Genomic DNA, 26,232 nt, shown 5'->3' with positions numbered 1-26,232 from the left:
GTCCCGGCGGGCGGGGTCTCAGCAGGCGGGGGCCCTCAGCGGGCGGAGCCGAGGTTGCGGTCGGCCTCGGCTCCGGCGAGCAGCAGGGTGGTCTCCTCGATGCGGCGCAGGCGTCCGCAGGGGGCGTACCGGCCGAAGAGGTAGACCTCCATGGAGACGTGGGTGCCGTCGGTCTTGAGGACGTCGACGGTGTGCCGGGTGGCGGTGCGGTCGCCGTCGTGGAGTTCCTCGTGGACCTGGACGCGGCCGGAGGCGACCACGGCGCGCAGGTGGCGGATGTGGTCGGTGAAGGCGGCGCGGTCGTCCCAGCGGCCGTCGGTGCGCTGGCGGTAGTCGGGGGTGAAGTGGCGCTCGACGGCGGTCTCCAGGTCGAGGCCGGGGGTGAAGAGCAGGTCGTCGAGGGCGGCGGCGATGGTGGTGCGGGGGGCGGTGGCGGGCATGGGGGTTCCCTTCTCGGAATCCGACAATGCGTGCGTGGCGCACGCTTCATGGGATGAGCGTACCCCAGGAACGCGTGCGTCGCGCACGCTATGATCGGGGGGTGGACCACTCCCCCGAAATCCCCGACCCCGAGAGCTCCCCGGAGGCCGCCTCCGGCCTCGGGGACGCCGTCGCCCAGGCCCTGGCCGTCCTGCTGCGCCGCCCCGCCCGCGCCGCGCTCTACCGGCGCCTGACCGAGGGCCTGGGCGAGGCGGTGGACGAGGTCACCTACCCCGTGCTCTCCGGCCTGGCCCGCACCGGGGCGCGCAGCGCCGCCGACCTGGCCGCCGAGATCGGCCTGGACCGCTCCGGGGTCAGCCGCCGGGCCACCCGCCTGGAGGAGGCCGGGCTGCTGCGCCGCGAGGCCGACCCGCGCGACCAGCGCGCCACCCTGCTGACCCTGACCGGCGCGGGCGAGCGCACCGTGGCGGTGATGCGCGGGCGCCTGGCCGGCGGCATCGAGGAGGCGCTCGCCTCCTGGCCGCCCGGGGAGGCCGAGGCGTTCGCCCGGTCGCTGCGGCGCTTCACCGAGCAGGGCCCGTTCGGCTGAGCACGGGGCGCGCGGGCGCGCGGGGCGGCGGGGTCAAGGGACAGCGGGGCGCGCGGGACGGCGCCGTGAGGGCGAGGGGCCCGGAAAACGCGGGTGCCCCGGGCCGGTGAACCGGTCCGGGGCACCCGCGGGCGCGGGGATCAGGCGCCGAGGACCTCGCCGACCAGGGCGCGGGCCTCCTCCTGCACCCGGGCCAGGTGGCCGGTGCCGAGGAAGGACTCGGCGTAGATCTTGTAGACGTCCTCGGTGCCCGAGGGGCGGGCCGCGAACCAGGCGTTGTCGGTGCACACCTTGATGCCGCCGATCGGCGCGCCGTTGCCGGGCGCCTCGGCCAGCACCGCGGTCACCGCCTCGCCGGCCAGCTCGCCCGCGGTGACCTGCTGCGGGGAGAGCCGGGCCAGGCGCGCCTTCTGCTCGCGGTCGGCCGGGGCGTCCACCCGGGCGTAGGCCGGGGCGCCGTGACGCTCGGTCAGCTCGCGGTAGTAGGCGCTGGGGCTGGCGCCGGTGACGGCGGTGATCTCGGAGGCCAGCAGGGCCAGCAGGATGCCGTCCTTGTCGGTGGTCCACACCCCGCCGTCGCGGCGCAGGAACGAGGCGCCGGCCGACTCCTCGCCGCCGAAGGCGATCGAGCCCTCCGCCAGCCCGTCGACGAACCACTTGAAGCCCACCGGCACCTCGACCAGTTCGCGCTTGAGGTCGGCGGCGACCCGGTCCAGCATCGAGGAGGACACCAGCGTCTTGCCGACCGCGGCGTCGGCGGGCCAGTCCGCGCGGTGGCGGTACAGGTAGTCGACGGCCACCGCCAGGTAGTGGTTGGGGTTCATCAGGCCGCCGTCGGGGGTGACGATGCCGTGCCGGTCGGCGTCCGCGTCGTTGCCGGTGGCGATGGCGTACTCGTCCTTGCGGCCGATCAGGGAGGCCATCGCGGACGGCGAGGAGCAGTCCATGCGGATCCTGCCGTCCCAGTCCAGCGTCATGAACCGCCAGGTCGGGTCGGTGACCGGGTTGACCACCGTCAGGTCCAGGCGGTGCGTCTCGGCGATGCGCGCCCAGTACGCCACCGACGCCCCGCCCAGCGGGTCCGCGCCGATGCGCAGCCCGGCCGCGCGCACCGCGTCCAGGTCGAGCACGGCGGGCAGGTCCTCGACGTAGGTGCCCAGGAAGTCGTGGCGCCCGGTGGTCGCCGCCGCCAGCGCCCGCGCGTACGGGACGCGCTTGACGCCGCGCAGGCCCTCGCGGATCAGCTCGTTGGCGCGGTCCTGGATCCAGCCGGTGGCCTGCGAGCCGGCCGGGCCGCCGCTGGGCGGGTTGTACTTGAAGCCGCCGTCGCGCGGCGGGTTGTGCGAGGGGGTGACGACGATGCCGTCCGCCAGCGCCCGGGGGCTGCGCCGGTTGTGGGCCAGGATCGCGTGCGAGACCGCGGGCGTGGGGGTGTAGCCGTCGGCCGCGTCCAGCAGCACCTGCACGCCGTTGGCGGCCAGCACCTCCACCGCCGTCACCTTCGCCGGCTCCGAGAGCGCGTGCGTGTCGGCGCCCAGGAACAGCGGTCCGGCGATGCCCTGTTGGGCCCGGTACTCGCAGATCGCCTGCGTGGTCGCGGCGATGTGGTCCTCGTTGAACGCGGCGTCCAGCGAGGACCCGCGGTGGCCCGAGGTGCCGAACGCCACCCGCTGGCCGACCTCCTGAGGGTCCGGGTTCAGGGCGTAGTACGCCGTCACCAGCCGCGCCACATCCACCAGGTCATCCGGCTGCGCCGGCTGCCCGGCCCGTGCGTGTGCCATCCGTCTTCTCCCGCCAACTTCCCGTACGCGTCCTTGCCCCGTGCCACCGATCGTAGCCAGAACGCGACCGTGCCCCGAACCGCGAGGCGGGCCGGGGCACGGCGGGACCGGGGTCCAGGGGCCGGGGTTCAGGGGGCCGGGGTTCAGGCGGGCAGCTGCTGGCGGTAGGCGTCCAGGGCGGGGGCGGTGGTGGTGGCGAGGAACTCGGTCACCGTGTAGGCGACCAGGCCCTCGCGGGCGAAGGGGTCGGTGCGGGTCAACTCCTCGACCGCGGCGCGGTCCTCGCCCAGCGCGATGATCACCCCGCCCTCGCGCGGCACCTTGCGGCCCGAGGCGAGGAACGTACCGGCCTCGTAGTGCCCGCGCAGCCACTCGACGTGCTGCGGCAGGAAGGCGTCGATGCGCTCCAGCGGGGCGGTGTACGTCAGCTCAAGTACGAACATGCGACCAGGCTAGCCCCGCGCGACAGGGGCCTCGCGGCCGGGGCGCGCGGCGTGTACCGAACCCCATTGTGCCAGCTCAGCGGGGGGTTCCGGTAGGACGCAGAGCACCCGGATCACACCTTGCCGGGCGGCGGGCGCAGCCCGCAGACTCGTCCGCATCCACTCCTTCGGCCACGCGCCGGCCCCCTGCCCAGGGCGGCCGGGGCGCGCGCCGTGCTGCGCACGGGCCGCATCGCGCCGGGGGCGGTGGGCGGTGAACGGACGAAGGGGGACACGAGGATGACGGTGCACAAGGACGTGGCGGACAAGGACGTGGCACACGGGAACGTGGCGGACGAGGACGTGGCGCACAGGGACGCGGTGCACAGGGACCTGGTGCTCAAGGCGCGGGTGCGGCTGCTGAGCCACAACGAGTGGGTGCTGGAGGCCCCGGAGGGGCTGTGGGTGTACCGGGCGCTGTTCCCGGCCAGCCCGCGCGTGTACGCCTACAAGCTCGCCTACGTGCTGTGGACGGCGGCCGGCTCGCCGCGGGTGGCGCACGGGCGCTGCTGGAGGAGGCGCGGGCCGCCTGCGCGCACATCCCCGACGGCGCCCCGGCCCACCAGGCGCGGATGCGGGAGTACGTCGCGGCCGCGCTGGCGGGGCTGGAGCAGCAGGAGGGGCGTGCGGGGAGGTAGGTGGTCGCGGGGTGGTTGCGGTACAACAATCCCTATTTGACGACTGATCGGAGAAACACTGATATGAGCAGTTCAGGTCTGTCCCGCCGCGCACTGATCGCCGGCGCCGGCGCCGCCGTCGTCGGCTGGAACACCGCCGCCCGCGCCTGGGCCGCCGAGCCGGGCGAGAACGTGGATCAACTGCCCGCCCTGGACGGCACGGTGGCCCTGCGGGGCGCCGACGTGGAACGGTTCTCCTCCGACTTCGGGCACCTGGTCACCGCCTCGCCCCGCGCGGTGCTGCGCCCGGCCTCGGTGCGCGACGTGCAGAAGGTGGTGGCCTTCGCCCGCCGCCACCGCATCCCGGTGGCGGTCAACGGGCAGAGCGGCGACCAGGCGACGGCCGGCAACGACGGGCTGGAGTCGCACTCCAGCTACGGCCAGGCCAACCCCCGCGGCGGCATCGCGATCGACGCGCGCGGGCTGTCGCGGATCCTCTCCGTCGAGCCCGGGCGCGCCGTGGTGGAGGCGGGCGCCACCTGGGCGCAGCTGACGGACGCGGCGCTGGCGGCGGGCTGGATGCCGCCGTGCCTGACGGACTACCTGCACCTGTCGGTGGGCGGCACGCTGAGCGTGGGCGGCATCGGCGGGGCGGTGCAGCGCCACGGGCTGCAGGCGGACACCGTGCGGTCGCTGGACGTGGTGACCGGCACCGGCGAGCTGGTGACGGCCTCGCGCGAGCACAACCGGGAGCTGTTCGAGGCGGTGCTGGCCGGCGGCGGGCAGGTGGGCATCATCGTGCGGGCCACGCTCGCCCTGGTGCCGGCGCGCGAGCGCGCCACCGTGTTCACCCTGGCCTACGACGACGCGGACCTCTACCGCGCGGACCAGGAGAAGGTGCTGGCCCAGGGCCGCTTCGACCTCCAGGTCGGCAACGTGGTGCGCAGCGCGGACGGGCAGCGGTGGCGCTACACGGCGGAGCTGGTGGCCTACGGGGACGCCGGGCGGGCGGTGGACCGGGAGGCGCTGCTGGCGGGGCTGCACGGGGTGCCGGGCGAGACGACGGTGGTGGAGCAGAGCTGGCGCGAGTACGCGTTCCGGGTGGACGCGTTCGCGGGGTACCTGCGGGCGGCCGGGTTCTGGGGGCTGCCGAAGCCGTGGCTGAGCCTGTTCCTGCCGGCCTCGACGGTGGGGGTGTTCATGCGGGAGGCGACCGCGCTGCTGACGGCGGCGGACCTGGGGGCGGGGCTGCTGCTGTTCTACCCGTACGCGCGGGCGCGGGTGGGGACGCCGCTGGCGGTGCTGCCGCAGGAGCCGGTGGGCTGGCACTTCGACCTGCTGGCGTTCCCGGCGCCGGGGGCGGACACGGCGGCGATGCTGGAGCGCAACCGGCGGCTGTACGACCGGGCGGTGGAGCTGGGCGGCAAGCGGTACCTGATCGGGGCGGTGCCGGGGATGACGGGGGCGGACTGGCGGCGCCACTACGGCGGCCTGTGGGAGCGGGTGGAGCGGGCCAAGCGGCGGTGGGACCCGGCGGGGATCCTGGCGCCGGGCCAGGGCATCCACGCCGGCTGACGGCCGGGCCCCGGGCCGCCCGCGGGGGGCGGGCGGCCCGGCGGGGGCGGGCGGGGGCCCCGTCAGGTGATCTCCAGCTGCGCCATCATGCCCATCGCGGAGTGGTCCAGCAGGTGGCAGTGGTAGGGGTAGCGGCCGCGGTAGGAGTCGAAGAGGGCCTGGAGGCGCACGCTCTCCCCCGGCAGCAGGCGCACGGTGTCCTTCAGGCCGGACTCCGCCGGGCCGGGCGCGGCGCCGTTGCGCGCCAGCACCCGGAACTGCACCAGGTGCAGGTGGAAGTTGTGCGGGACGTCCTTGTTGGCGTTGACGACCGTCCAGATCTCCGAGGTGCCGAACGCCACCGAGGCGTCCACCCGCGCCGGGTCGTACACCTTGCCGTCGATCAGCCCGAGCGGGGCGGCGCCGGGCTTCTCCTGGTACTCCATGACCACGGTGCGCTCGCGGGCCGCCGCGCCCAGGGCGGGCAGGGTGCGCAGCTGGGCGGGGACGCGGCTGGGGTCGTCGGCGGCGCGGGTGATGTCGAAGCGCAGGACCTGGCCGACGTGTTCGGCGGGGCCGGGGGGCATGGAGTTGGTGAGGACGATGCTGGAGCCGACCGGGTAGCGGGAGAAGTCGACGACGACGTCGGCGCGCTCCCCGGGGGAGAGGTCGACGGTGTCGGTGACGTGGGGGCGTTCCAGCAGGCCGCCGTCGGAGCCGATCTGGGTGAGGGGGCCGCCGTCGGCCAGGCGCAGGGAGAAGAAGCGCAGGTTGGAGGAGTTGAGCAGGCGCAGCCGGTACTTGCGGGCGGCGACCTCGACCTTGGGCCAGGGGCGGCCGTTGGCGAGGATGGTGGTGCGGTTGAGGGGGTCGTCCATGCGGTAGACGAGGCGGCCCTGGGGGTCGAAGCGGGCGTCGCGCAGGGCGATGGGCAGGTCGTAGCGGCCGGCGGGCAGCGGCAGGGCGGCTTCGGTGGCGTCGGTGATCAGGTAGGTGCCGGCCAGGCCCCGGTAGACGTGCTCGGACTCCAGGTGGTGGGCGTGGTCGTGGAACCACAGGCTCGCGTGGGGCTGGTCGTTGGGGTAGGTGTAGGTGCGGGTGGCGCCGGCGTCCAGGAGGTTCATGGGGCCGCCGTCGGAGGCGACGGGGACGCGGGCGCCGTGCAGGTGGACGGAGACGGGGTCGTCCAGCAGGTTGGTCTGGCGCACCACGACCGGGCGTCCGGAGCGGGCGCGGATGACGGGGCCGGGGAAGGCGCCGTTGTAGGTGAGGACGTCGGTGCGGTGCCCGGGCAGGATGCGGGCGTAGGCCTTGAGCATGGTGACGGCGTAGGTGTCGGCGCCGCCGTCGGTGGAGACGGGGGCGAGCACCGGGGGCAGGGGCATCGCGGCGGTGAACTTCGGTGTCAGGGTGGGGCCGGCGTCGGGGCCCGGGTCGGCCTCGGCGGCGGAGGCGTCGGTGCCCGGGTGGGTGTGGGCGGCCGCGGCGGCGGTCTCGACGGAGGCGGCCGGGCGCAGGGTGGTGCGCATGAGCAGGACCCCTCCCCCGGTCGCCAGGGCGGCGCCGATCATCCTGCGTCTGGTCACCATCGCGCGTCCTCCTGCTGCCGGCCCGGTGTGGCGGTGTGCCCGTGCGGCCCCGGCGGGTGGGGCCGGGGCGGGTTCCGGGGGTGATTGCAGCAGCGGATCCTTGCGCCCGGTTGGGGTCCGGCTGAGGCCCGGTGGACCGCGCGGGGCGGGTTGCGGGCGGGGCGCGCGGTGAGCTGCGGGTGTTGCGGGCCGCTTGCGGCGGGCGGTCACCGTGGCTCGCAGAACACTGGAGGATCCCTCGAAGGGAAGGGCCGGAGCGTGGACCTGCGGTACTGGCTGCCGAGGGCGGCCGAGGTCGCCGAGCAGTGGGGAGAGCGGTTCGGGCCGTACAGCCCGCACCCCTCGCACCAGGTGGACGACGCGGACTTCGCCGCCGCGTTCGAGCGCTTCGCCAAGCGCCTGGAGCACAACTACCCGTTCTTCCACCCCCGTTACGCCGGGCAGATGGTCAAGCCGCCGCACCCGGCCGCCGTCGTCGGCTACCTGACGGCGATGCGCTTCAACCCCAACAACCACGCCTACGAGGGCGGGCCCGCCACCAACGACATGGAACGCGAGTGCGTCGCCCAGCTCGCCGCCATGTTCGGCCTGCCCCGCCACGTCGGCCACCTCACCAGCAGCGGCACCATCGCCAACCTGGAAGCCCTGTACGTGGCCCGCCAGAGCCACCCCGGGCTCGGCGTCGCCTACAGCGCGCAGTCCCACTACACGCACAGCCGCATGTGCCACGTCCTGGGCGTCGAGGGCCACGCGGTGGCCTGCGACGCGGACGGGCGCATGGACGTCGACGCGCTGGCCGCCCTGCTCGCCACCGGCCGCGTCGGCACGGTGGTCGTCACCGCCGGCACCACCGGGCTCGGCGCCGTCGACCCGGTGCACGAGGTGCTGGCACTGGCCCGCCGCCACGGGGTGCGGGTGCACGTGGACGCCGCCTACGGCGGGTTCTTCGCCCTGCTGGCCACCGACGACGCCCAGGCCGCCGCCCTGCGACTGGACCCGGCGCCGTGGCGGGCCATCGCCGGCTGCGACTCCGTCACCGTCGACCCGCACAAGCACGGCCTCCAGCCCTACGGCTGCGGCGCGGTGCTGTTCGCCGACCCCGACATCGGCCGCCACTTCGCCCACGACTCCCCCTACACCTACTTCACCGACGCCGAACTGCACCTGGGCGAGATCAGCCTGGAATGCTCGCGCGCCGGCGCCGCGGCCGCCGCCCTGTGGCTGACCCTGCAACTGCTGCCGCTCACCCCCCAGGGCCTGGGCGCCGTCCTGGCCGGAGGGCGCCGCGCGGCCCTGGCCTGGGCGGACCTGATCGAGGACAGCCCGCACCTGACCCTCCACCAGCGCCCGCAACTGGACATCGTCACCTACCACCCCACCCCCGGCGGGACGCCGATGTCCGCCGTCGACGCCGCCAGCCGGCACGTGCTGCGCCAGGGCATGGCCGACGAGCACGACCCGCTCTACCTGAGCCTGCTGCGGGTGGACGCCGCCGACTTCACCCGCCGCCACCCGGCGGCCGCGGCGGACGCCGACGGGGCCTCGGTGCTGCGCAGCGTCCTGATCAAGCCCGAGGCCGAGGACCACCTGCCCGACCTGCACGCGCGCCTGACCTCGCTCGCCACCGCCCGGCCCTGACCCGCCCGTCGCCCCGCTGTACGAGTGCGCCCCCCGTACGACCGCCCTGCTGTCCCGCCGCCCGCCGCCTGTCTGCCGAGGAGTGTCCGTTGACCACCGCCACCGTCCCGCCGGGCGCCGCCCTCGCGGCCCCCGCGGTCCGCCCCGCCCGACCCGAGGAGGCCCCCGCCCTCGCCCGGGTGCTCGCCGCCGCCTTCCACGACGACCCGCTCACCCGCTGGGCCTTCCCCGACGACGCCCACCGCGCCCGCGTCCTGCCCGCCTTCTTCCGCGTCCACGTCGACCAGTGCCTGGCCCACCAGGGCGCCCTGACCGCCCAGCACCCCGACGACCACGCCCCCGCCGGCGCGCTGCTCTTCCTGCCCCCCGGCGTGTGGGAGCACCCCGGCCACCAGGACCAGGCGGCCGCCCGCGCCCTGGACGCGGCCGTCGACGCCGACGCCCACCCCGAATCCGCCCGCCGCCTGGCCGCCATCACCCGTCTCCAGGCCCGCCGCCACCCGCGCCACCGCCCCCACCACTACCTGGCGTTCGTCGGCGCCCACCCCGACGCCCGCCACACCGGCACCGGCACCGCCCTCCTGCGCGCCTTCCTGGCCCGCGTCGACCACGACGGCCAGGCCGCCTACGCCGAGACCAGCTCCCCCGGCGGCGCCCGGGTCTGCGGCGCCGGCGGCTTCACCCGCTTCGGCGAGGCCATCGCCCTGCCCGCCGGCGGCCCCCGCCTGACCCCCGTGTGGCGGGGCCCCCGATGACCACCCACACCCTCGACATCGACACCGCGCTGCACAGCGGCACCGCACTGCGCATCGACACCGCGCTGCGCGTCTACTCCGCCGAGCAGATCGACGCCGGCGCCGCCGACCACCACCCCGAGGCCGCCGAGATCCTCGCCTGGAGCCGGCGCTTCCTCACCACCGCCCACCCCGACCTCGGGCGCAGCGGCCCCGTCTGCCCCTACACCCAGCCCTCGCTGCGCCGCGGCCTGTTCCACATCGCCGTCGCCGACACCGGCGCGGACGGCGACCTGCCCGCGCTGGTCGGCGAGCTGCGCGCCTGGTACGACCGGCTGCTGGCCGACCTGACGGAGGAGTCGGACCGGGAGCTGCTGACCGTGCTGCTGGTGCTGCCGGGCCTGGACCGGGCCGACTCCACCGCGCTGGACGAGGCGCAGCGCAAGGCCAAGGACGAGTTCGTCGAACAGGGGCTGATGATCGGCCAGTTCCACCCCGTCTGCGAGGAGGGGGGCCTGTGGAACCACTCCTTCAGGCCGCTGCGCGCGCCCGTGCCGCTGCTGGCGGTGCGCAAGCTCCTCGTCTTCGACCTGCCCTTCCTCGTCGCCGACGAGGCCCACCTGGCCCACTACCTGGCCCGCTTCGCCCCCCAGGTCCCCGCCCGCATCCGCGACCAGCTGGTCTCCGGCATGACGGAACACCGCAGGACCGCCCGCCTGACCGCCGCCTGAGCCGCGGCCCCCCTGCGCGCGGAGCCGGGTCGGCGCCCGGCTCCGCGCGCACCCCTCGGGAAAACCACTGGCGGCGGCGGGGCCCGGCGTGAAGGCTCTCACCGTGACGCTTCACGAGAACGAGGTCTTCGCCGACCAGGCCGTCGTCCGCTCCCTGCTCCGGGAGCAGCGGCCGCACTGGGCCGACCTGCCCATCGCGCCGGCCGGCTCGGGCACGGACAACACGATGTACCGGCTCGGCGACGACCTGCTCGTGCGGCTGCCGCGCACCGCGCAGAGCGCGCACTCCGTACAGAAGGAGTTGACGTGGCTGCCGCGGCTGGCGCCGCACCTGCCGTGCCGCGTCCCGGAGCCGGTGCACGCCGGGACGCCCAGTGCCGTGTTCCCGCTCGCCTGGTCGGTGTACCGCTGGATCGACGGCGAGGAGCCCGGCCCGGGGTCGGTCACCGACTGGCCCGCCTTCGGGGCCGACCTGGCGGCGGTCGTCCAGGGCCTGCACTCCGCTCCGCTCATGGGGGCCGTCCGCCACGGCGCGCTCGACTGGTACCGCGGAGGCGACCTGCGGGACAGCGACGAGTCGATCACCGCATGCTTCGAGAAGTGCCGGACGATCCCGGGCCTGGACCTCGACATCGAGCACCTGCTGCACCTGTGGAAGAGCGCGCTCGACCTGCCCGGGCCGTCCGGGCGCCAGGTGTGGCTGCACGGCGACCTGAAACCCTCCAACCTGCTGGTCCGGCAGGGCAGGCTGCACGCGGTCATCGACTTCGGATGCCTGTCGGTCGGCTTTCCCGACGCCGAGCACGCCACGGTGTGGGACCTTCCCTCCCCGGCCCGCCAGGCGTACTGGGACGCCCTCGGCCTCGACGACGTGACGTGGCTGCGGGCCCGGGCGTGGGCGGCCGGCGTCGGGGTCGGCGGGCTGTCGTACTACTGGGGCACCTATCCCGGCTTCGTCGACGAATGCCTGGCGCGGCTGTCCGCGATCCTGGGGTCCTCCGGCGCGCGGTGAACCAGGGCGGCGCGGTCCTCAGGTCGCGCGCTGGCCGTGGAGGAGGACGGGCAGCGCACGGCCCGCCAACGCCTCGCTGACACGGGCGGATTGGGAGGGGGCCATGACGTCGGGGAGCCGGCGGACGGGGACGAAGCGGGCGCCGAACAGGCCGCTCCTGTGCTGCGGCGGGACGGTGAGGCGGACGTCGTCGCGCACGGTGCCGCCGTCGAAGACGAGGTTGAGGCGTTCCAGGTGGCGGTCGGCGGGGGTGAAGTCGACCGCGAGGACGTCGGCGAGGCGCAGGTTGAGGCCGGTCTCGGCGTGCAGGTTGCGGGCGGCGGCCAGGTGCGGGGGCTCGTTGGGCTGGGCGGCGCCGCCGGGCAGGATCAGGCCGTCCATGTAGTCCGGGTCCACGAGGAGGACGTCGCCGCGCGGGTTGCGGACGAGGACGAGGCAGCCGAGCCGGCACACGGGCGGCTTGGCGAGGAGGCGGGGGTCACGCATCGGGCGGTTCACCTTCTGAGGGCGGCGAGGAGTACGAGGGAGAAGCCCGCCAACCAGAGGAGGCGGGCGAGGAGTTCAGCCGTCATGCGTCAGGCGCTCACTCCCCCGGCCGCTTGTGGACCTCGAAGACGCGCCAGGTGCTCCAGGCCTCGGAGAAGGACCTGAACCCGCCGAGCTCACCGTCCGGTTGGCGCAGCCACTCCCCGGTGAGCTCGTTGCGGACCCGGTAGAGGCGGGCCCCGGTGTCCCAGCGCACGCCGTAGCCGTGGAGGCGGGGAACTTGGGCATCGGCCATGAGGAAACCCTCCGCAATCAATGTTTCACGTTCTGTGCACATGGTGACCCGACATCACCTAGCATCGGAAGCGGCGAAGCACTTGACTTCGGAGACTTGTGTAGTTGGAGCAACCATGGTGAACATCAAGGAAATTGACCCCGAGTCGAGCCCCTGGGCTCCCTTCGCCGTCCAACTCCGCAGGTCACGCATGATGAAGGGGCTCAAGCAGGAACAGCTTGCGCGCAAGTGCGGAGTCAGCCCGTCGTACGTCTCGTTCGTTGAACTTGCGCGCCGACCGCCGAGTGAGAAGTTTGCCGCCAAGGCCGACGAAGTCCTGCAGACCGGCGGGACTCTGATGCTGATGTGGTGGCAGCACAAGCACACGGCGTTGGTTCCGGGCTTCCCCGAGTACGCCAACTACGAAAACGGCGCGGAGCAGATCCGGCTGTTCGAGATCAACATCATTCCCGGGCTCCTACAGACCCGCAGCTATGCCACCGCGTTCGAACTGGGAAAGGTCGGGCAGAACACCGCCACGCCACAAGAGGCCGAGGAACGCGTCGCCTTCCGTCTAACTCGCCAGCAGTGCCTGGACCGAACGCCACCACCATTCCTCCACGCGGTGATGGACGAAAGCTGCCTCAGGCGGGTAGTCGGCGGCCGAGACGTGATGATCGAGCAGATGAACCACCTTGAGCACATGGCCACCCAACCGAACGTGGTCGTTCAGGTAGTGCCCTTCTCCTTGGGCGAGAACCAGCCGTTCCTCCGGATGGTGCATCTCCTTACCATGCCTGGGCGCAGATTGGTCGCTTACACCGAGAATGAACAGCGTGGCTACCTCGACCGGGATAACGAATCCGTCGCGGGTCTAGCCAAGAGCTACGATCGGCTTGCAGTCGAGGCCGCGAACAGGGCCGACTCGCTGGCCATGATCCGCTCTGCAAGGAGAAACTTCGAATGGATGTCGGACTGACTGGCGCCCGCTGGCGAAAGAGTTCGCACAGCGGTGGCGGCGGCGCGTGCATCGAAGTCGCCGACGGCTTCACCCACGTGCAGCCCGTCCGCGACTCCAAGGACCCCCACGGCCCGGTCCTCCTCTTCCCCACCCCCGCCTGGCAGGCCTTCGTCACCGCCGTCCGCGCAGGAGAATTCGGCACCAACTAGGCCTACCGCTGGGCCTGCGACGGCTCCCCACTCAAAGCCGCATGAGCCCCCGAAGGGTCAACGCGGTGCTGCGCTAGGGTCTGGCGGCATGGGATCACCGAGGGAGCCGGACGCCTCCGGAGAGTTTCAGCGGATAGCCGACTGCTTGGCGGGACCGGGTGCCGACGCGCACCACGCCGGCTTGCAGGAGCTTGAGACACTCGCCCGGGCACATCCCGCGCTGCGCCAACCTGCCGCCGACGCCGTGTGCCGTTACCTGCGCGGCACGGTTGTGGAAGCTGTCGACAGTGCTGTCGCGGTTCTTGTCGCGCTGGCGCGGGGCGGAGACCACCTCGCCTTCGCCCTGGAGGGCGCCGTCTTGCCGGACGTCGACTTCAGCGGCTGCTCCTTCGGCCCGGCTGTCTTCGCGGACGCCCACTTCCGCGGCCGCTGCGTCTTCGACGGCGCTCACTTCCGCGACGACGCGATCTTCGCGCGGGCCGTGTTCGAAGGCGAGGCGTCGTTCGCCGACGTCAGGTTCGGCGCAGACGCCCACTTCGGGCTGGCGCGGTTCCGCTCCCCGGCCGGCTTCGCCGGCGCCCGGTTCGACAATATGGCCTGGTTCGGTCGTGGTGAGGAGTCCGTCCAGGAGGACGACCCCCGATTCGAAGAGTTCGACGAGGACGGCGATCTGCCCTCTGGCAAGCCGGACCCGTTCGGCGTGCAGATCCCCTGGCGCGAGCCGAACGAGGCCGACCCCGGCTGGCCGAGCGCCGTGCTTCAGGAGGAGTACCAGACCTGGTACGAGGGCAGCGACGGCACCTGCTTCCGGGATCGGGTGTCCTTCCGCGGCGCGCGATTCCACGGTCCGGCCTGGTTCTGGAAGGCACGGTTCGGGGCGGATGCGGAGTTCGGCGACGCCTGGTTCGGCGATCAGGTCCATCTCGACCAGCCGAGTGTGGATCTCACCGGCGCGACCGCGGACACCGTCGCCGAGGAAGACGACGCTTCGGAGTCCGACGACGCGGAAGGCTCGTTCAGCCCTCAGCAATGGCCCTTCGGCTGGGTGCTGCGCCCCGGGGACAACGGGCCGGGCCGGCTGGTGACGGACGAGTCCGTGGCGCCCTACGCCCACCAGCTCGCCGACGCCGACCCGGCGGTGCGGCTGTCCGGACTGCACGTGCTCGACGCGCTCGGCCAGGCCCGCGCCGACCAGCGGGCCAAAATCGTCGACGCGGTCTGCGGATTCCTGAGGGCGCCGCTGGCGTTCGAGGCCGACGATGAAGCCGCGCTCACCGCGGAGCAGGTGGCCGAACTGAGGCTGCGGCGGACCGCGCAGCAGATCCTCACCGACCACCTCCGCCCTCACGACCCCGGGGCGGCGCCGGATTCCCCGCCGCGCGAACGGTTCTGGGACGGAGTCGATCTCGGCCTTTCCGCCGCCACCCTGATCGACTTCGACCTCAGCGACTGCCGGTTCGCGCGTGCGGACTTCATGGGCACGCAGTTCCACGGGACCACCAACTTGGAGCGAAGCGCGTTCAAGGTGCACTTCATGCTGCCGGGCGGCGGCGGATACGCCACGTTCCACGGCGAATGCCGCACCGCCGGCGCCGCCCTCACCGACGGCTGGGCCTGGCGCAGAAGCGCCGACGAGACCCTCCGACGGGTTCGGGCACGGTCAGCCGAGGTGACTGTCTGAGTCGGTCCGTCGGCCGTCGATCGGCACCAGGCCGGCGGCTTGATCGCCGGGGCCTGCTGTCAGACCCGGCTGATCTTGGAGACGCTGCCGCTGTTCAGGGACGACCAGCCGCCGGCGGGTACGTCTCCCTTCCAGGCCGGCCATGGCCGGGGCGGCTGTTGCACAGGTGGTCGCGGTCGCGTCGTCCCACCCTGCATGAGAAGTCGGCCCCTCCGACTTCTCATGCAGCCGTCCGCAGCGCAACGGCGGCCGGATCAGCAGGTGCCGTTGGCGGTCAGGTTCACCACGGAGACGATCGATGACGATCCACTGTTCCATGGCGAGACGTCAGGCCATCGTGGCGCCAAGGCAATACGCTTCACGCGCCCTGGCGGCGTACCGATGGGCGCGGGCGATGGCGCAGTGGCTCGCGCGGCCGGGGATGTGGCCGGTGGTCAGTCCGTGGCCTTGGGGTGCCCGGTGCCGGCGTAGGTGATCCACGCGGTTCGGCCGGCATCGTCCAGCAGGTACCAGATGCGTCCGGCGCCGGTGACCTCGTACTGCCAGCGTTCCAGTTCCTGGCCCTTGAAGACACCGGTGCCGAGCTTGCCCTTGAGACGGTGCTGGCGGTCGGGGCGGTCGGCGGCGCGGGGGGTGGCGCGGATCCTCTCGAAGGCGCGGCGCAGGTTTCCCGCTGCCTGACGGGCCAGGTGTTCCCAGCCGTCGGCGGCCTCGGTGGTGGCGAAGCGCAGGTCGTACTCGTCGCCGCTCGGGGGCGGCGCGGCGCGGTCGCCGCGCTTGGGGCTCACTCGGCGGCCTCGGGCATGGCGGCCGGCCCGAGGTCGCCGTCGGGCTCGCGGGTGATCAGGGCGAGCAGGGCGGGGTCGGCGTGGACCTCGGCGCTGTGGCGCCACTGGGTGAGCAGCAGCGCGATGGGGGCGAGGTTGTCCAGGGCCACCGCGCCGCGGGCGGTGTCCACGAGCTCGCCGAGCAGGGTGTCGATGTCCTCGGCGGGCAGGAACGTGCTCCACGGCAGGGCCTCGGGCAGCGCCTGGCGCAGGGCGGCGGTGTTCCCGGTCCGTACCAGCGCCGCCAGCAGTCGCGAGGTGAAGTCCACGACGGAGGCGTCGCGTTCCATCTGCTCGACGCGCATCAGGGCCAGGTCCCCCGCGTCGCGCCGCCGCAGTCGTAGCGCGCGGACGGCGTCCAGCCGGCGCGCGGTCGCGGCGGGGTGGTGCAGGAGTTCGCTGAAGGGCACGTCCTCGTAGGCCGCAGTCATGACATCCACAGTAGCTCGGATGTCGCCCGCAGGGCGGGTGATCGCCCGCAGGGCGGGTGATCGCCCGCCCTGCGGTCAGCCGGCGGCGGCCAGGAGCGGTTCGGGGGCGGCTGCGGCGGGCTGGGGCCGGGGGCGGGTGAGGCATTCGTCGGTGAAGGCGAGGGCCCGCAGGTGGTAGGGGCGGGCGGCGTGGCCCAGGGAGAGGTTGTGGCCGGCGCGGTGGGCGGTGACGAGGTGGGCCAGGCCCGGGGGGAACGCGGCGGTGAGGGCGGTGCGGTGGGAGGGCTCCAGGCGCCACCAGGCCTCGTGGTCGGCGAGGGTGAGGCGCACCGGCACGCGCACGCGGGCGGCCAGGGCGCTGTAGCGGGCGGGCCAGGTGGCCAGTTCGCGGGATTCGAGGGCGGGGACGGGGGTGAGCAGGGTGCGGGCGGCGTGGAAGGTGCCGGGCGGGTAGAGGCCGAGGGGGCCCCAGTTGAGGCGGCCGCCGCCGGCGAGGTCGTCGGGCCGGTCCCACGCGCCGGGGGCGTAGTGCTGGGCGAGGCCGGAGATGTCGGCGCCGAGCAGGGGCAGGCGGGGGTCGGCGGGCCAGTGGGCGGCGAGGTGGAGGGCGATCTTGCCGCCGAAGGAGTGGGCGAGGAGCTGGACGCCGGCGCCGACGGGGTGGGCGCGGGCGTAGTCGGTGAGGGCGGCGTGCAGGGTGGCGGCCTGGTCGGCGATGAGCTGGCCGTCGGGCAGGCGGTGGGCGGAGGCGCCGTGGCCGGGGCGGTCCAGGGCCAGGACGGTGTAGCCGAGGTCGGCGGCCAGGGTGAGCAGGCTGGTGTCGGGGTGGGCGGGGCCGGCGAAGTAGGCGGCGCGCATGCCGCGGCCGTGGATGGCGAGGAGGACGGCTTTGGGGGCGCGGTCCTGGGGTTCGGCGACGAGGGCGGAGACGGGGATGCCGCCGGCGTCCAGGACCAGGGAGCGGGTGGCGAGGCGGGGGTTGGGCCGCGGGTTCGGACGGAAGCTCATACGGCGGCCCCGGCGCGGGCGGTGGCCCCGGTGCGGACAGCGGCCCCGGCGCGGGCGGTGGCTCCGGCGCGGGCGGTGTCGAGGTCGGCGAGCCAGCCGGTGAGGTCGCTCTGGCGCATCAGGGTGGTGCCGATGAGCAGTCCGGCGTAGCCGGCGTCCAGGAGGCGGGCGGCGTCGGCGGGTTCGGTGATGGCGGAGGCGGAGACGGGGGCGCGGGTGCCGGTGGCGTGCAGGGCGGGCAGCAGGCGCAGGCTGCGTCCGAGGTCGCCGCGGTCGCGTTCGCGGGTGCGGATGTCCTTGTTGTTGACGGCGATGACGCAGTGTTCGGGCTGGGGCAGGTGGGCGAGTTCGTGTTCGCCGGTGATCTCGACGAACGGGGTCAGGCCCAGGGCGAGGGCGGTGGTGACCAGGCGGTGCAGGGAGGTGGCGGGCAGCAGGGCGGCGGTGAGCAGGACGGCGGAGGCGCCGAGGGCGGCGGCGGCCTCCAGTTGGGCGGGGCGGGTGAGGAAGTCCTTCTGCAGGACGGGCAGGTCGGTGGCGGCGGTGACCTCGCGCAGCAGGCGGGGGGTGCCGCCGAACCAGCGGCCGGTGACCACGGACAGGCAGGGCGCGCCGGCCTGTTCGTAGCGGGTGACGAGGTCGGTGACGGTGCGCGGGCCCAGCAGGTCGGTGCCGTGCGGGTCGCGGAGTTTGACTTCCATGATCAGGGGGCGGTCGGCGGCCAGCAGGGCGTCGAGGAACCGCGGGGCGCTCATACGTACGCCTCCTTGGGGCGGGGGTGCCAGGCGTGGGCGAGGGCGGTGACGGCTTCGTGGGTGAAGTCGCCGGCCCGGTTGCGGGCGGCGGTGTCGATGTCGGCGCCGGCGTACAGGGGGTGGTCGGTGACGGTGCGGTAGGTGTCGCGGTTGGCGGCGTTCAGGCCGCCGGCGAGGAGGAAGGGGATGGTGAGGCGGGGCAGCAGGGTGTGGACGTCGGCGGGGGCCAGGGGGTGGCCGGTGGAGCCGACGCGGCCGTCGTCGGTGACGGTGTCCAGCAGGAACAGGTCGCAGCCGGCGCGTTCGAAGGCGCCGATGAAGGGGCGTTCCAGGCAGCGGCCGCGGGAGAGGTGGAGGACTTTGACGAGGACGGCGTAGGGCAGGCGGTGGCGCAGTTCGGTGACGAGGGCGGGGCTCTGGTAGGCGTGGAGCTGGATCCAGCGGATGCCGGTGGCGCGGGCGAGGCGGGCGAGGCGGTCGGCGTCGTCGAGGAAGGTGACCAGGACGGGTTCCAGGCCCAGGCGGATGGCGGTGGCGGCGAGGTGGGCGAGGTGCTGTTCGGAGAGTTCGGCGGGGCCGCCGGGCACGCCGTGCCACAGGCCCACCAGGGTGGGGCCGGATTCGGCGAGGAGGGTGAGGTCGGCGCGGGTGCGGGCCCCGCACACCTTGAGGTGGCGGGGCCGCGTGGGCGGCAGCGGGCGGGGCGGGGCGGGGGCGCTCACTTGCCGAGTCCGAGCATGGCGGCGATGCGGTTGTACTGGATCTCGTTGCTGCCGGAGTAGATGGTGCCGGCGACGGCGTTGCGCACGTCCTTCTCCAGCCCGTACTCGGACATGTAGCCGTTGCCGCCGAAGACCTGGACGGCGGCCAGCGAGGTGGCGAGGTTGGATTCGCTGGTGAGGAGTTTGGCGATCGCCATGTCGACGGTGACGTTCTCGCCGGCCTCCAGGCGCTGGGCCGTGTCGTAGAGCCACTTGCGGGCGGTCTCCAGGCGGATCTTGGTGTCGACGATCTTGTTGGCGACCGACTGGTAGGAGCCGATGGGCTTGCCGAAGGACATGCGGGTCTTGGCGTAGTCGAGGCAGCGGGCCAGGCGGTGCTGCATCTCGCCGGTGTTGACGATGAAGGAGTAGAGGATCTCGCGTTTCATGACGTGGTCCAGGACGAGGAAGCCGCCGCCGACGCGGCCCAGGACCCGGGAGGCGGGCACCGTGACGTCGTCGAGGTAGACCTCGGACAGCGGCGAGGTGCGCAGGCCCATCTTCTTGATGGGGTTTCCGGTGCTGATGCCGGGCATGTCGCGGTCCAGGAGGAACGCGGTGACGCCGAGCGCCCCGCCCTGGGGGTGGGTGCGGGCGTAGACGACGATGACGTCGGCGACGGGGCCGTTGCTGACGAAGGTCTTGGCGCCGTTGAGGACGAAGTGGTCGCCGTCGCGGATCGCGCGGGTGCGCATCTGCATGGCGTCCGAGCCGCCTTCGGACTCGGTGATGGCGTGGGCGCCGATGGCTTCGCCGGAGGCGATGCGCGGCAGGTAGGCCTCTTTGAGGGCGGGTGAGCCGAAGGCCTGGAGGGGGACGCCGGTGGAGGCGAGGGAGGTGGTGATGGAGAAGTTGAGGCCGCCGTCGCGGCAGGTCTGGCCCAGGCCCTCCAGGACGTACATGGTGGTGAGCAGGGACTGGCCCAGCCCGCCGTAGCGTTCCTCGAAGGGCAGGGACAGGATTCCGGTCTTCTGGACGAGGCGCCACTTGTCGTGGGAGAAGGCGGCCTGTTCGTCGCCTTCGATGTGGCCGGCGCTCAGGTCGTCGCCGAAGCGGGCCAGGCCCTCGCGCAGGGCGTGCTGGTCGGCGTTCCAGCGGATCATGGACGTGCCGCCTTCCTCCCGGGCCCGCGTGCGGGCCCGGGGTGGCAGGCCGGCGCGCGGGGCGCCGGCGCGTGACTCGAAGGGGGTCTTCGCCTGGTGGGCGGAGAGGGGGCCTAGTAGGCGGAGGAGGAGGCGGCGTCGAGCTGGTGGACCTCGTCGCCGCGCAGGGCCGGGGAGAAGACGCAGACCAGGCGCAGGTCCTCGTGGGGGCTGGCGACCAGGTAGTGGGCGTCGTGCTGGTCGAGGGCGTAGAGGCGGCCGGGGGTGATGGGGTGGGAGGTGCCGTCCATGGCGATGACCTCGCCGGAGCCGGCGATGCAGTAGCACGCCTCCAGGTGGTTGCGGTACTCCAGGCGGGACTTGGTGCCGGCGTTGACGATGGTGTCGGTGAGGCTGTAGCCGAGGTTGTCGCCGGCCACCAGGAAGCGGCGGGACAGGCCGTTGCCCCACTCGACGGTCTGGACGTCGTCAAGGTCGCGGATCAGCATGCTGGTTCTGCCTTTCGTTTCAGTGGGCGGGGGTGGTGGTGCGGGGGGTGGTGCGCGTGGTGGTGGTACGCGGTGCGGCGGTGGTGCTGGTGGTGCTGGTGGTGGTGCGTCCGGCCGTGGCGGGCTGGGGTGGCCCGGGCGGGCGGAGGTCGTGGAGGAGGGCGCGCAGCGCCTGGGCGGCGTCGCGGCCCTCGGTGAGGGCGGTCTCGATGCGGGCGACGGCGGCGGAGCCGACGATCGCGGCGTCGGCTCCGGCGGCGGCGACCGCGTCCAGGTCGGCGGCGCATCTGACGCCGAAGCCGATGGCGACCGGGGTGGCGGGGGCGGCGGCGCGCAGGGCGGCGACGGTGGCGGCCAGGGTGTGGTGGCCTGCCGCGGGGGTGGTGCCGGAGCGGCCGTAGTGGGCGACGAGGTAGACGTAGGCGCCGTGGGCGTCGCGGGCGGCGGCGGTGAGGACCTCGGGGGTGGAGGTCGGGTAGCAGGTGGCGACCTGCGGCAGGTCCGCCTCGCGCAGGGCCTGGCGCCAGGCGGGGCGCAGGCGGGGCGGCAGGGCGTGGACGAGCAGGGCGTCGGCGCCGGCCCGGGCGATGGCGCGGGCGCAGGTGGCGGGGTCGGCGGCGCGCAGGCTGTGGCTCCAGTCGGCGAGCAGCGCGATCTTCAGGTTCTTCAACTGGGGCCGCAGGGTGGCGAGTTCGTCCAGGACGGTGTCCAGGGTGGTGCCGGCGGCCAGGGCCCGGTCGGCGGAGCGGCGGATGACGGGGCCGTCGGTGGGCGAGTTGGGGAAGGGGACGGCGAGTTCGAGGACGTCGACGCCTTCCTCCTCCAGGACGAGGGCCAGGTCGGTGAGGCGGGCGGGCGGGTCTCCGGCGTTGAGGAACAGGGCCAGGTGCGGGCGGCCGTCGGCGCGGGCGGCGAAGAACGTGGTGTCAGGCATGGGCGGGGGCCTTGTGGTCGGTGCGCAGGCGGGTGGCCAGGGCGCGGGGGGCGCCGTCGGCCAGGGCGTCCAGGGCGGCGGTGTGGGCGGTGTGCCAGTGGGTGTGGCGGCCCGAGGCGAGGGCGAGGGCGGCGGCGTTGAGGGCGATGGTGTGGGTGGCGGTGGGGCCGGCGCGGCCGGCGAGGGCTTGCAGGAAGTGGCCGGTGAGGTCCTCGGGGTGGGGGGCGAGGTCGGCCAGGGTGCCGTCGGCGGGGGCGATGGAGCCGGCGGGCAGGTGGATGGTGGTGTCGGGGGTGTGCAGGGTGTTGTCGGCGAAGGGCAGGAGTTCGTCGGCGCCGGCGGTGTTGGTGGCCAGCCACACGGCGCGTCCGGGGGTGCGGGGGGCGAGGTGGCGCAGGGCGGGCAGGTCGGTGGCGGCGCCGGCGCCGGTGAGCTGGGCGGTGACGGGCACGGTGGCGAGCAGGGGGCCGAGGGTGTTGAGGAGGCGGCCGAAGGGTTTGAGGGTGAGCGGGAACAGGAGGCGGGCCAGGCGGGTGAGGGCGGGCGGGTAGACGTGGGGGCCGGCGAAGGCGATGCCGTGGCGGGCGAGGTGGTCGGCGGTGGCGGTGTGGGAGGAGGTGAGGGTGATGCCCAGGCGTTCCAGCAGGTCGATGGAGCCGGCGCTGCTGGTGTAGGCGCGGGAGCCGGTCTTGACGACGGGTACGCCCATGGCGGCGGCGGTCAGGGCGGCGGCGGTGGAGAGGTTGAAGGTGGCCGGGCCGCCGCCGGTGCCGACGATGTTGACGCTGGCGGGGTGGGCGGGGCCGGGGTGGGGGCTGCGTTCGGTCAGGGAGGTGGTGAAGGCGGCGAGGGTGTCGGGGGCGGGCAGGCGGGTGGTGAGGGCGGCCAGCAGGGCCGCGGCCTGGGCCCGGTCGCTGTCGCGGGCCGGGCCCGGGGTGCGCTGCTCCAGCTGGTCCCACCACGAGCGCCAGGTGTCCAGGTCGACGTCGTGCCCGGCGAGCAGGGCGGTGAGGGCCGGGTGCACGGGTCAGCCGCCTGCCACGGCGCTGGCCGGGACGGCGCGGCGCTGGGTGATGAAGGCGTCGATGGCGGTGACGGAGCGGAAGTTGTTGGGGTCGAGGTCGGTGTCGTCGACGGGCAGGGCGAAGTGGTCCTCGACCCAGGCGATGAGCTTGAGGACGCCCAGGCTGTCGATGACGCCGTCGGAGAGCAGGTCGTGGTCGTCGGCGAGTTGGTCGGGGGTGACGTCGGGCAGGAACTCCTCGATGAGGAACCGCTTGATCTGGGCGATGTTGCTCATGGCTCGCAACTCCCTTGGGTGTGTGGGGTTCTGGTGGTTTCGGGTCGGGTGGTTCGGTCAGGCGGTGGGCAGGACGGCCTTGCGGTCGACCTTGCCGGTGGCGGTCTTTTGCAGCGGGGCGTCGTGGATGGCGAGGCGTTCGGGCACGGCGGCGCGCGGCAGGTTGCGGGCCAGGTGCTCGCGCAGGGTGAGGCTGTTGAGGGCGGAGCCGGCGGCGCGTTGGACGGCGGCGTGCAGGCGTTTGCCGGTCAGCGGGTCCGGGGCGGCGGCGACGGCGGCCTCGCGGACCTCGGGGTGGGCGAGCAGGACGCGTTCGACCTCGGCGGTGTTGACGGCGACGCCGCGGACCTTGACCTGGAAGTCGGCGCGTCCGGTCAGGTGCAGGCGTCCGTGTTCGTCGCGGACGGCCAGGTCGCCGGTGCGGAACCAGCGCCGTCCGGGGCCGGCGCCCTCGGGCTGGGTGGTGAAGCGGCCGGCGTCGCGGGAGCGGTCCAGGTAGCCGGCGGCCTGGAAGGGTGTGGAGACGTACAGTTCGCCGCGGCCGGGGCCGGTGACGGGGGTGCCGTCGGGGGCGGCGAGGAGGGTGCGCACGCCGGGCAGGGGGGTGCCGATGGGCACCGGCAGGGCGGCGGTGGCGTCCAGGCGGTCCAGGCGGTGCAGGAAGCTGTCGTTGGTCTCGGTGCAGCCGTAGATGTTGTAGAGCGCGGCGCCGGGCAGCAGGGCGGGCAGTGCGGCCAGGGTGCGGGCGTCGATGGCGTCGCCGGTGAACGCGGCGTGCTCGACGCTGTCCAGCACCGCGGTGCCTGCCGTCTGGGCGGCGGCCTGGGCGAGGAGGGCGTAGGCGAGGGGGACGGCCTGGAGGACGTGCGGGCGGTGGCGGGTGAGCTGGGCGAGCAGGTGGCGGGCGTTGAGCGCGTGGGCGGGGTCGATGAGCAGGACGGTGCCGCCGGCGGCGAGGGTGGCCCACACGTCGAGCAGGCACAGGTCGAAGTTGAGGGGGGCGTAGTTGGCGACGACGCGGCCGGGTCCGAGGTCGAAGGTGTCGTGGGCCCAGGCGGTGAAGCGGTCGACGGCGGCCTGGGCGAGGGGGACGATCTTGGGCAGGTCGGTGGAGCCGGAGGTGGTGAGCAGGAAGGAGGTGCCGGCGGCGAGGGTGGGCACGGGGGCGGGGCGGGCCAGGGTGGGCAGGGCGGGGGTGTCCTGGCCGAGGGGGGCGAGCAGGTGGCGGGCGCCGGCCTGGGCGAACAGGGCCGCGAGCAGGGCGGGGGCCAGCTGCGGGGAGGGCAGCAGGAAGGGGCGGCGCTCGATCAGGCAGGCCAGGACGAGGGCGATCTGCTCGGGGGACTTGGCGGCGGGCAGGCCCACCGGCTCGCCGGGGGCGAGGTCCAGTGTGTGCAGGCGCAGCCGTTCGCGTTCGGCGGTTTCGGCGAGTTCGCGGTAGGTGACGGCGCGTTCGTGCCACAGGAGGGCGACGGCGTCGGGCCGGGTGCGGGCGTGGGCGGTGAACGCGTCGGGCAGCGACAGCGGCGGCGGGGCCTGCACGGCGGGTGTGGAGGGCGCGGCGGGTGCGGTGGGTTCGGCGGGTGTGGTCATCGGGGTCTCACTCCCCCGCCGGGGTGAGGGCGGCCCAGCCGGCCTTGACGGCGGTGCCGTCCTGGGTGGCGACGGTGAAGCGCACCACCGTGCCCCGGTCGTAGGGCTGCAGGGTCAGGCGCAGCGGGGTGCCGGGGGTGGTGGGGGCGGCGAAGCGGGCGCCCAGGGCGGTGAGGCGGGTGGGGTCGCCGTCGGCGTGGCGGTCGGTGATCTCCTCGGTGGCGAGGGCGACCAGGTGCATGCCGTGGGCGATGGCGGCGGGGAATCCGGCGGCGCGGGCGGCGGCGTCGTCGAGGTGCAGGGGGTTGAGGTCGCCGGCGGCGTGGGCGTAGGCGGTGACGTCGGCGGGGGTGAGGGTGTGGGTGAGGGTGAGGGGTTCGGTGTCGGGGGTGGTGCCGGGGTGGGCGGCGGGGGTGAGGGTGCCGAAGGGTTCGATGGTGGTGGCGCCGACCAGCAGGGCGGAGGTGGTGAGGCGGGCCAGGGTGCGGGTGCCGTCGGTGAGGTGGGTGGTGAGGGCCAGGCGGGTGCCGCGGGCTTCGCGGCGGGCGGCGGTGACGGTGACGTCGATGTCGACGTGGGTGCCGGCGGTGAGGAGGTGGTGGGTGTGGATCTCCTGGGCGAGGTGGACCACGCCGGTGAAGCCGGGATCGCCCGTGGTCAGGGTGGTGACGGTGTGCTGGGCGAGGGTGTGGGCGAGGACGAAGGGGTGGGCGGGGGCGGCGGCTGCGTCCGGGGCGGGGGGCAGGCCGGTGCGGGCGGCGGTGCGGTAGGCGGCCAGGGCGTCGGCGGTCACGGTGGTGCTGGTGCGGGCGGTGCGGTGGGCGGGCGTGGTCGCGGGCCCGGTCGCGGTCGCCGGTGTGGTCGCGGGTGTGGTCGCGGTTGCGGGTGTGGTCGCGGGTGTCGTGGTCATAGCGGGGTCACCACCAGGGTCGAGTTGTGGCCGCCGAAGCCGAACGAGTTGGACAGGGCCGCGCCCGCGCGGATGGGGCGGGCGGTGCCGTGGACGACGTCGAGGTCCAGGCCCTGTTCGGTGTGCTCGTGGTTGGCGGTGGGAGGGGCGAGGCGGCTGTTCATGGCCTGCACGGCGGCGATCAGCTCGACGGCGCCGGCGGCGCCGATGAGGTGGCCGATGGAGCCCTTGGTGGAGGTGACGGGCACGCCGTGCGGGCCGAAGACGGTGCGCAGCGCGGCGGCTTCGGCGCGGTCGTTGTGCACGGTGGAGGTGCCGTGGGCGTTGACGTGGGCGATGTCGGCGGGGGTGAGGCCGGCGTCGGTGAGGGCGGCGCGCATGGCGGTGACGGCGCCGGCGCCGTCGGGGCGGGGGTTGGAGAGGTGGTAGGCGTCGGCGCTGGAGCCGTAGCCGGCGAGGAGGGCGTAGGGGGTGCGGTGGCGGGCGCGGGCGTCGGCGAGGCGTTCGAGGACGAGGAAGCCGGCGCCTTCGCCCATGACGAAGCCGTCGCGGTCGGTGTCGAAGGGGCGGCTGGCGCGGGTGGGGTCGTCGTTGCGCTGGGAGTGGGCGCCGAGGTTGCCGAACGCGGCGAGGGTGACGGGGGTGAGGGTGGCTTCGCAGCCGCCGGCGATGACGATGTCGGCGCGGCCGGTTTCCAGGAGGAGGGCGGCGTGGCCGATGGCGTCGGCGCTGGAGGCGCAGGTGGTGGCGATGGTCAGGGCGGGGCCGGTCCAGGCCAGGCGCATGGCGATCTGGGCGGCGGCGGCGTTGGGCATGGTGACCAGGGGCATCAGGGGGCTGACGCGCAGGGGTCCGGCGGTGGTGAAGAGGGCGGATTCGCGGTCGCTGGTGGTGCGGCCGCCGACCGCGTTGCCGACGACGATGGCGGTGCGGCCGGGGTCGGGTTCGGGGGCGCCGGCGTCCTGGTGGGCGGCGAGGGCGGCGAGGGTGCCGTAGTGGGCGAAGGGGTCGAGGCGGCGGGCGTCCTTGGCGGGGACGGGGCCGTTGGCGGGCAGGTCGGTGACGCGGCAGCCCAGGCGGACCCGGTGGCGGGCCAGGGCGGGGTCGGTGAGGGCGGTGGCGGTGGGGGTGCCGGTGCTGACGGTGTGCCAGAACGCGTCCGGGGTGTGGCCGGCGGGGCTGACGACGCCCAGGCCGGTGACGGCGATGGGGGGCCGGGTGGGGCGGGCTGCCATGGTCTTGTCCTTTCCGGGCGTTGGGGGCCGGCGCGGGCGGGCCGGGGTGCGGCCGGCGGGTGCCGGGGCCTGGCCGGGGTGTGGCCGGCGCGGGGGCGGGGGCCGGCT

The 26,232-nt window shown here is 74.4% G+C and carries 29 protein-coding genes; 10 read left to right on the top strand and 19 right to left on the bottom strand.

Features of this window, described 5'->3' with window-relative positions; all coding sequences use genetic code 11:
• Positions 1-35: 35 nt before the first annotated feature.
• Entirely contained in the window at positions 36-440 is a 405-nt protein-coding gene (locus tag OG556_RS32955; protein WP_371515329.1) for a nuclear transport factor 2 family protein, read from the bottom strand.
• Between the two features lie 182 nt (positions 441-622).
• On the opposite strand from OG556_RS32955, the gene OG556_RS32950 reads away from it, so the two are divergent.
• On the top strand, positions 623-1,030 hold the full coding sequence (locus tag OG556_RS32950; RefSeq protein ID WP_350886161.1) for a MarR family transcriptional regulator: 408 nt from the start codon (positions 623-625) through the stop codon (positions 1,028-1,030).
• A gap of 140 nt (positions 1,031-1,170) precedes the next feature.
• Here the strand turns inward: OG556_RS32950 and pgm are convergent, their stop codons facing one another.
• Positions 1,171-2,811: a phosphoglucomutase (alpha-D-glucose-1,6-bisphosphate-dependent) gene (gene pgm, locus OG556_RS32945; protein ID WP_371515330.1), complete on the bottom strand. Its 1,641-nt coding sequence runs from the start codon at positions 2,809-2,811 to the stop codon at positions 1,171-1,173.
• Between the two features lie 143 nt (positions 2,812-2,954).
• Positions 2,955-3,254, bottom strand: a complete 300-nt coding sequence (locus OG556_RS32940; RefSeq protein ID WP_371515331.1) for a YciI family protein — start codon at positions 3,252-3,254, stop codon at positions 2,955-2,957.
• Between the two features lie 506 nt (positions 3,255-3,760).
• On the opposite strand from OG556_RS32940, the gene OG556_RS32935 reads away from it, so the two are divergent.
• Both OG556_RS32935 and OG556_RS32930 read left to right on the top strand, forming a co-directional pair.
• A complete protein-coding gene (locus tag OG556_RS32935; RefSeq protein WP_371515332.1) occupies positions 3,761-3,931 on the top strand; it encodes a hypothetical protein in 171 nt (56 codons plus the stop codon).
• Positions 3,932-3,994: 63 nt separating this feature from the next.
• Positions 3,995-5,485 (top strand): FAD-binding protein, encoded by a 1,491-nt coding sequence (locus tag OG556_RS32930; RefSeq protein ID WP_371515333.1) that lies wholly within the window; start codon positions 3,995-3,997, stop codon positions 5,483-5,485.
• A 62-nt stretch (positions 5,486-5,547) separates the two neighbouring features.
• Here OG556_RS32930 and OG556_RS32925 read toward each other — a convergent pair whose 3' ends face one another.
• Positions 5,548-7,053, bottom strand: a complete 1,506-nt coding sequence (locus OG556_RS32925) for a multicopper oxidase family protein (RefSeq protein ID WP_371515334.1) — start codon at positions 7,051-7,053, stop codon at positions 5,548-5,550.
• Between the two features lie 258 nt (positions 7,054-7,311).
• On the opposite strand from OG556_RS32925, the gene OG556_RS32920 reads away from it, so the two are divergent.
• The 4 genes from OG556_RS32920 to OG556_RS32905 all read left to right on the top strand — a co-directional run bounded on the left by OG556_RS32920 (position 7,312) and on the right by OG556_RS32905 (position 11,168).
• The gene (locus OG556_RS32920; protein WP_371515335.1) at positions 7,312-8,691 is read left to right on the top strand and encodes an aspartate aminotransferase family protein; all 1,380 of its coding nucleotides are present in this window, start codon (positions 7,312-7,314) and stop codon (positions 8,689-8,691) included.
• A gap of 89 nt (positions 8,692-8,780) precedes the next feature.
• Positions 8,781-9,446 (top strand): hypothetical protein, encoded by a 666-nt coding sequence (locus OG556_RS32915; RefSeq protein ID WP_371515336.1) that lies wholly within the window; start codon positions 8,781-8,783, stop codon positions 9,444-9,446.
• Positions 9,443-10,156, top strand: a complete 714-nt coding sequence (locus tag OG556_RS32910) for a DUF6875 domain-containing protein (protein WP_371515337.1) — start codon at positions 9,443-9,445, stop codon at positions 10,154-10,156. Before OG556_RS32915 ends, OG556_RS32910 begins: the two co-directional genes overlap by 4 nt.
• A gap of 103 nt (positions 10,157-10,259) precedes the next feature.
• Positions 10,260-11,168: an aminoglycoside phosphotransferase family protein gene (locus tag OG556_RS32905; protein ID WP_371515338.1), complete on the top strand. Its 909-nt coding sequence runs from the start codon at positions 10,260-10,262 to the stop codon at positions 11,166-11,168.
• Positions 11,169-11,186: 18 nt separating this feature from the next.
• On the opposite strand, the gene OG556_RS32900 is transcribed toward OG556_RS32905, so the two are convergent.
• Positions 11,187-11,654, bottom strand: a complete 468-nt coding sequence (locus tag OG556_RS32900; protein WP_371515339.1) for an NUDIX domain-containing protein — start codon at positions 11,652-11,654, stop codon at positions 11,187-11,189.
• Positions 11,655-11,751: 97 nt separating this feature from the next.
• Positions 11,752-11,949 carry a hypothetical protein gene (locus OG556_RS32895; RefSeq protein WP_371515340.1) on the bottom strand — a complete coding sequence of 66 codons (198 nt, stop codon included), beginning with the start codon at positions 11,947-11,949 and terminating at the stop codon, positions 11,752-11,754.
• A gap of 115 nt (positions 11,950-12,064) precedes the next feature.
• Here OG556_RS32895 and OG556_RS32890 point away from each other — a divergent pair, with 115 nt between their 5' ends.
• The 3 genes from OG556_RS32890 to OG556_RS32880 all read left to right on the top strand — a co-directional run bounded on the left by OG556_RS32890 (position 12,065) and on the right by OG556_RS32880 (position 14,779).
• Complete coding sequence (locus tag OG556_RS32890; protein ID WP_371515341.1) at positions 12,065-12,907, top strand: helix-turn-helix transcriptional regulator; 843 nt, start codon at positions 12,065-12,067, stop codon at positions 12,905-12,907.
• The gene (locus OG556_RS32885) at positions 12,892-13,098 is read left to right on the top strand and encodes a DUF397 domain-containing protein (protein ID WP_371515342.1); all 207 of its coding nucleotides are present in this window, start codon (positions 12,892-12,894) and stop codon (positions 13,096-13,098) included. Before OG556_RS32890 ends, OG556_RS32885 begins: the two co-directional genes overlap by 16 nt.
• A 181-nt stretch (positions 13,099-13,279) precedes the next feature.
• Positions 13,280-14,779, top strand: coding sequence for a pentapeptide repeat-containing protein (locus OG556_RS32880; protein WP_371515343.1), 1,500 nt, complete (start codon positions 13,280-13,282; stop codon positions 14,777-14,779).
• A 434-nt stretch (positions 14,780-15,213) separates the two neighbouring features.
• Here the strand turns inward: OG556_RS32880 and OG556_RS32875 are convergent, their stop codons facing one another.
• The 13 genes from OG556_RS32875 to OG556_RS32815 form a co-directional block, all read right to left on the bottom strand.
• Positions 15,214-15,567: a hypothetical protein gene (locus tag OG556_RS32875; RefSeq protein WP_371515344.1), complete on the bottom strand. Its 354-nt coding sequence runs from the start codon at positions 15,565-15,567 to the stop codon at positions 15,214-15,216.
• Positions 15,564-16,037 carry a hypothetical protein gene (locus OG556_RS32870; protein WP_363377619.1) on the bottom strand — a complete coding sequence of 158 codons (474 nt, stop codon included), beginning with the start codon at positions 16,035-16,037 and terminating at the stop codon, positions 15,564-15,566. The genes OG556_RS32875 and OG556_RS32870 overlap by 4 nt, the downstream gene beginning before the upstream one ends.
• A 75-nt stretch (positions 16,038-16,112) precedes the next feature.
• Entirely contained in the window at positions 16,113-17,045 is a 933-nt protein-coding gene (locus tag OG556_RS32865) for an alpha/beta hydrolase (protein WP_371515345.1), read from the bottom strand.
• Positions 17,042-17,800, bottom strand: a complete 759-nt coding sequence (locus OG556_RS32860; protein ID WP_371515346.1) for an indole-3-glycerol-phosphate synthase — start codon at positions 17,798-17,800, stop codon at positions 17,042-17,044. Before OG556_RS32860 ends, OG556_RS32865 begins: the two co-directional genes overlap by 4 nt.
• Positions 17,797-18,522 (bottom strand): N-(5'-phosphoribosyl)anthranilate isomerase, encoded by a 726-nt coding sequence (locus OG556_RS32855; protein ID WP_371515347.1) that lies wholly within the window; start codon positions 18,520-18,522, stop codon positions 17,797-17,799. Before OG556_RS32855 ends, OG556_RS32860 begins: the two co-directional genes overlap by 4 nt.
• Positions 18,519-19,664 carry an acyl-CoA dehydrogenase family protein gene (locus OG556_RS32850; RefSeq protein ID WP_371515348.1) on the bottom strand — a complete coding sequence of 382 codons (1,146 nt, stop codon included), beginning with the start codon at positions 19,662-19,664 and terminating at the stop codon, positions 18,519-18,521. The genes OG556_RS32855 and OG556_RS32850 overlap by 4 nt, the downstream gene beginning before the upstream one ends.
• Positions 19,665-19,777: 113 nt before the next feature.
• On the bottom strand, positions 19,778-20,152 hold the full coding sequence (locus OG556_RS32845; RefSeq protein ID WP_371515349.1) for an ectoine synthase: 375 nt from the start codon (positions 20,150-20,152) through the stop codon (positions 19,778-19,780).
• A 19-nt stretch (positions 20,153-20,171) separates the two neighbouring features.
• On the bottom strand, positions 20,172-21,086 hold the full coding sequence (trpA, locus tag OG556_RS32840) for a tryptophan synthase subunit alpha (RefSeq protein WP_371515350.1): 915 nt from the start codon (positions 21,084-21,086) through the stop codon (positions 20,172-20,174).
• Positions 21,079-22,110, bottom strand: a complete 1,032-nt coding sequence (locus OG556_RS32835; protein ID WP_371515351.1) for a hypothetical protein — start codon at positions 22,108-22,110, stop codon at positions 21,079-21,081. Before OG556_RS32835 ends, trpA begins: the two co-directional genes overlap by 8 nt.
• Before the next feature lie 3 nt (positions 22,111-22,113).
• Positions 22,114-22,386 (bottom strand): acyl carrier protein, encoded by a 273-nt coding sequence (locus OG556_RS32830; protein ID WP_371515352.1) that lies wholly within the window; start codon positions 22,384-22,386, stop codon positions 22,114-22,116.
• 57 nt (positions 22,387-22,443) lie between these two features.
• Positions 22,444-23,979 carry an AMP-binding protein gene (locus OG556_RS32825; protein ID WP_371515353.1) on the bottom strand — a complete coding sequence of 512 codons (1,536 nt, stop codon included), beginning with the start codon at positions 23,977-23,979 and terminating at the stop codon, positions 22,444-22,446.
• A 7-nt stretch (positions 23,980-23,986) separates the two neighbouring features.
• Positions 23,987-24,889: a MaoC family dehydratase gene (locus tag OG556_RS32820; RefSeq protein WP_371515354.1), complete on the bottom strand. Its 903-nt coding sequence runs from the start codon at positions 24,887-24,889 to the stop codon at positions 23,987-23,989.
• A complete protein-coding gene (locus OG556_RS32815; protein WP_371515355.1) occupies positions 24,886-26,124 on the bottom strand; it encodes a beta-ketoacyl synthase in 1,239 nt (412 codons plus the stop codon). The genes OG556_RS32820 and OG556_RS32815 overlap by 4 nt, the downstream gene beginning before the upstream one ends.
• Positions 26,125-26,232 lie beyond the last annotated feature (108 nt).

Origin of the sequence: Kitasatospora sp. NBC_01300 (genome assembly GCF_041435235.1) — a bacterium.
GTDB lineage: Bacteria > Actinomycetota > Actinomycetes > Streptomycetales > Streptomycetaceae > Kitasatospora.
This window is presented reverse-complemented; position numbering and strand designations above follow the sequence as displayed.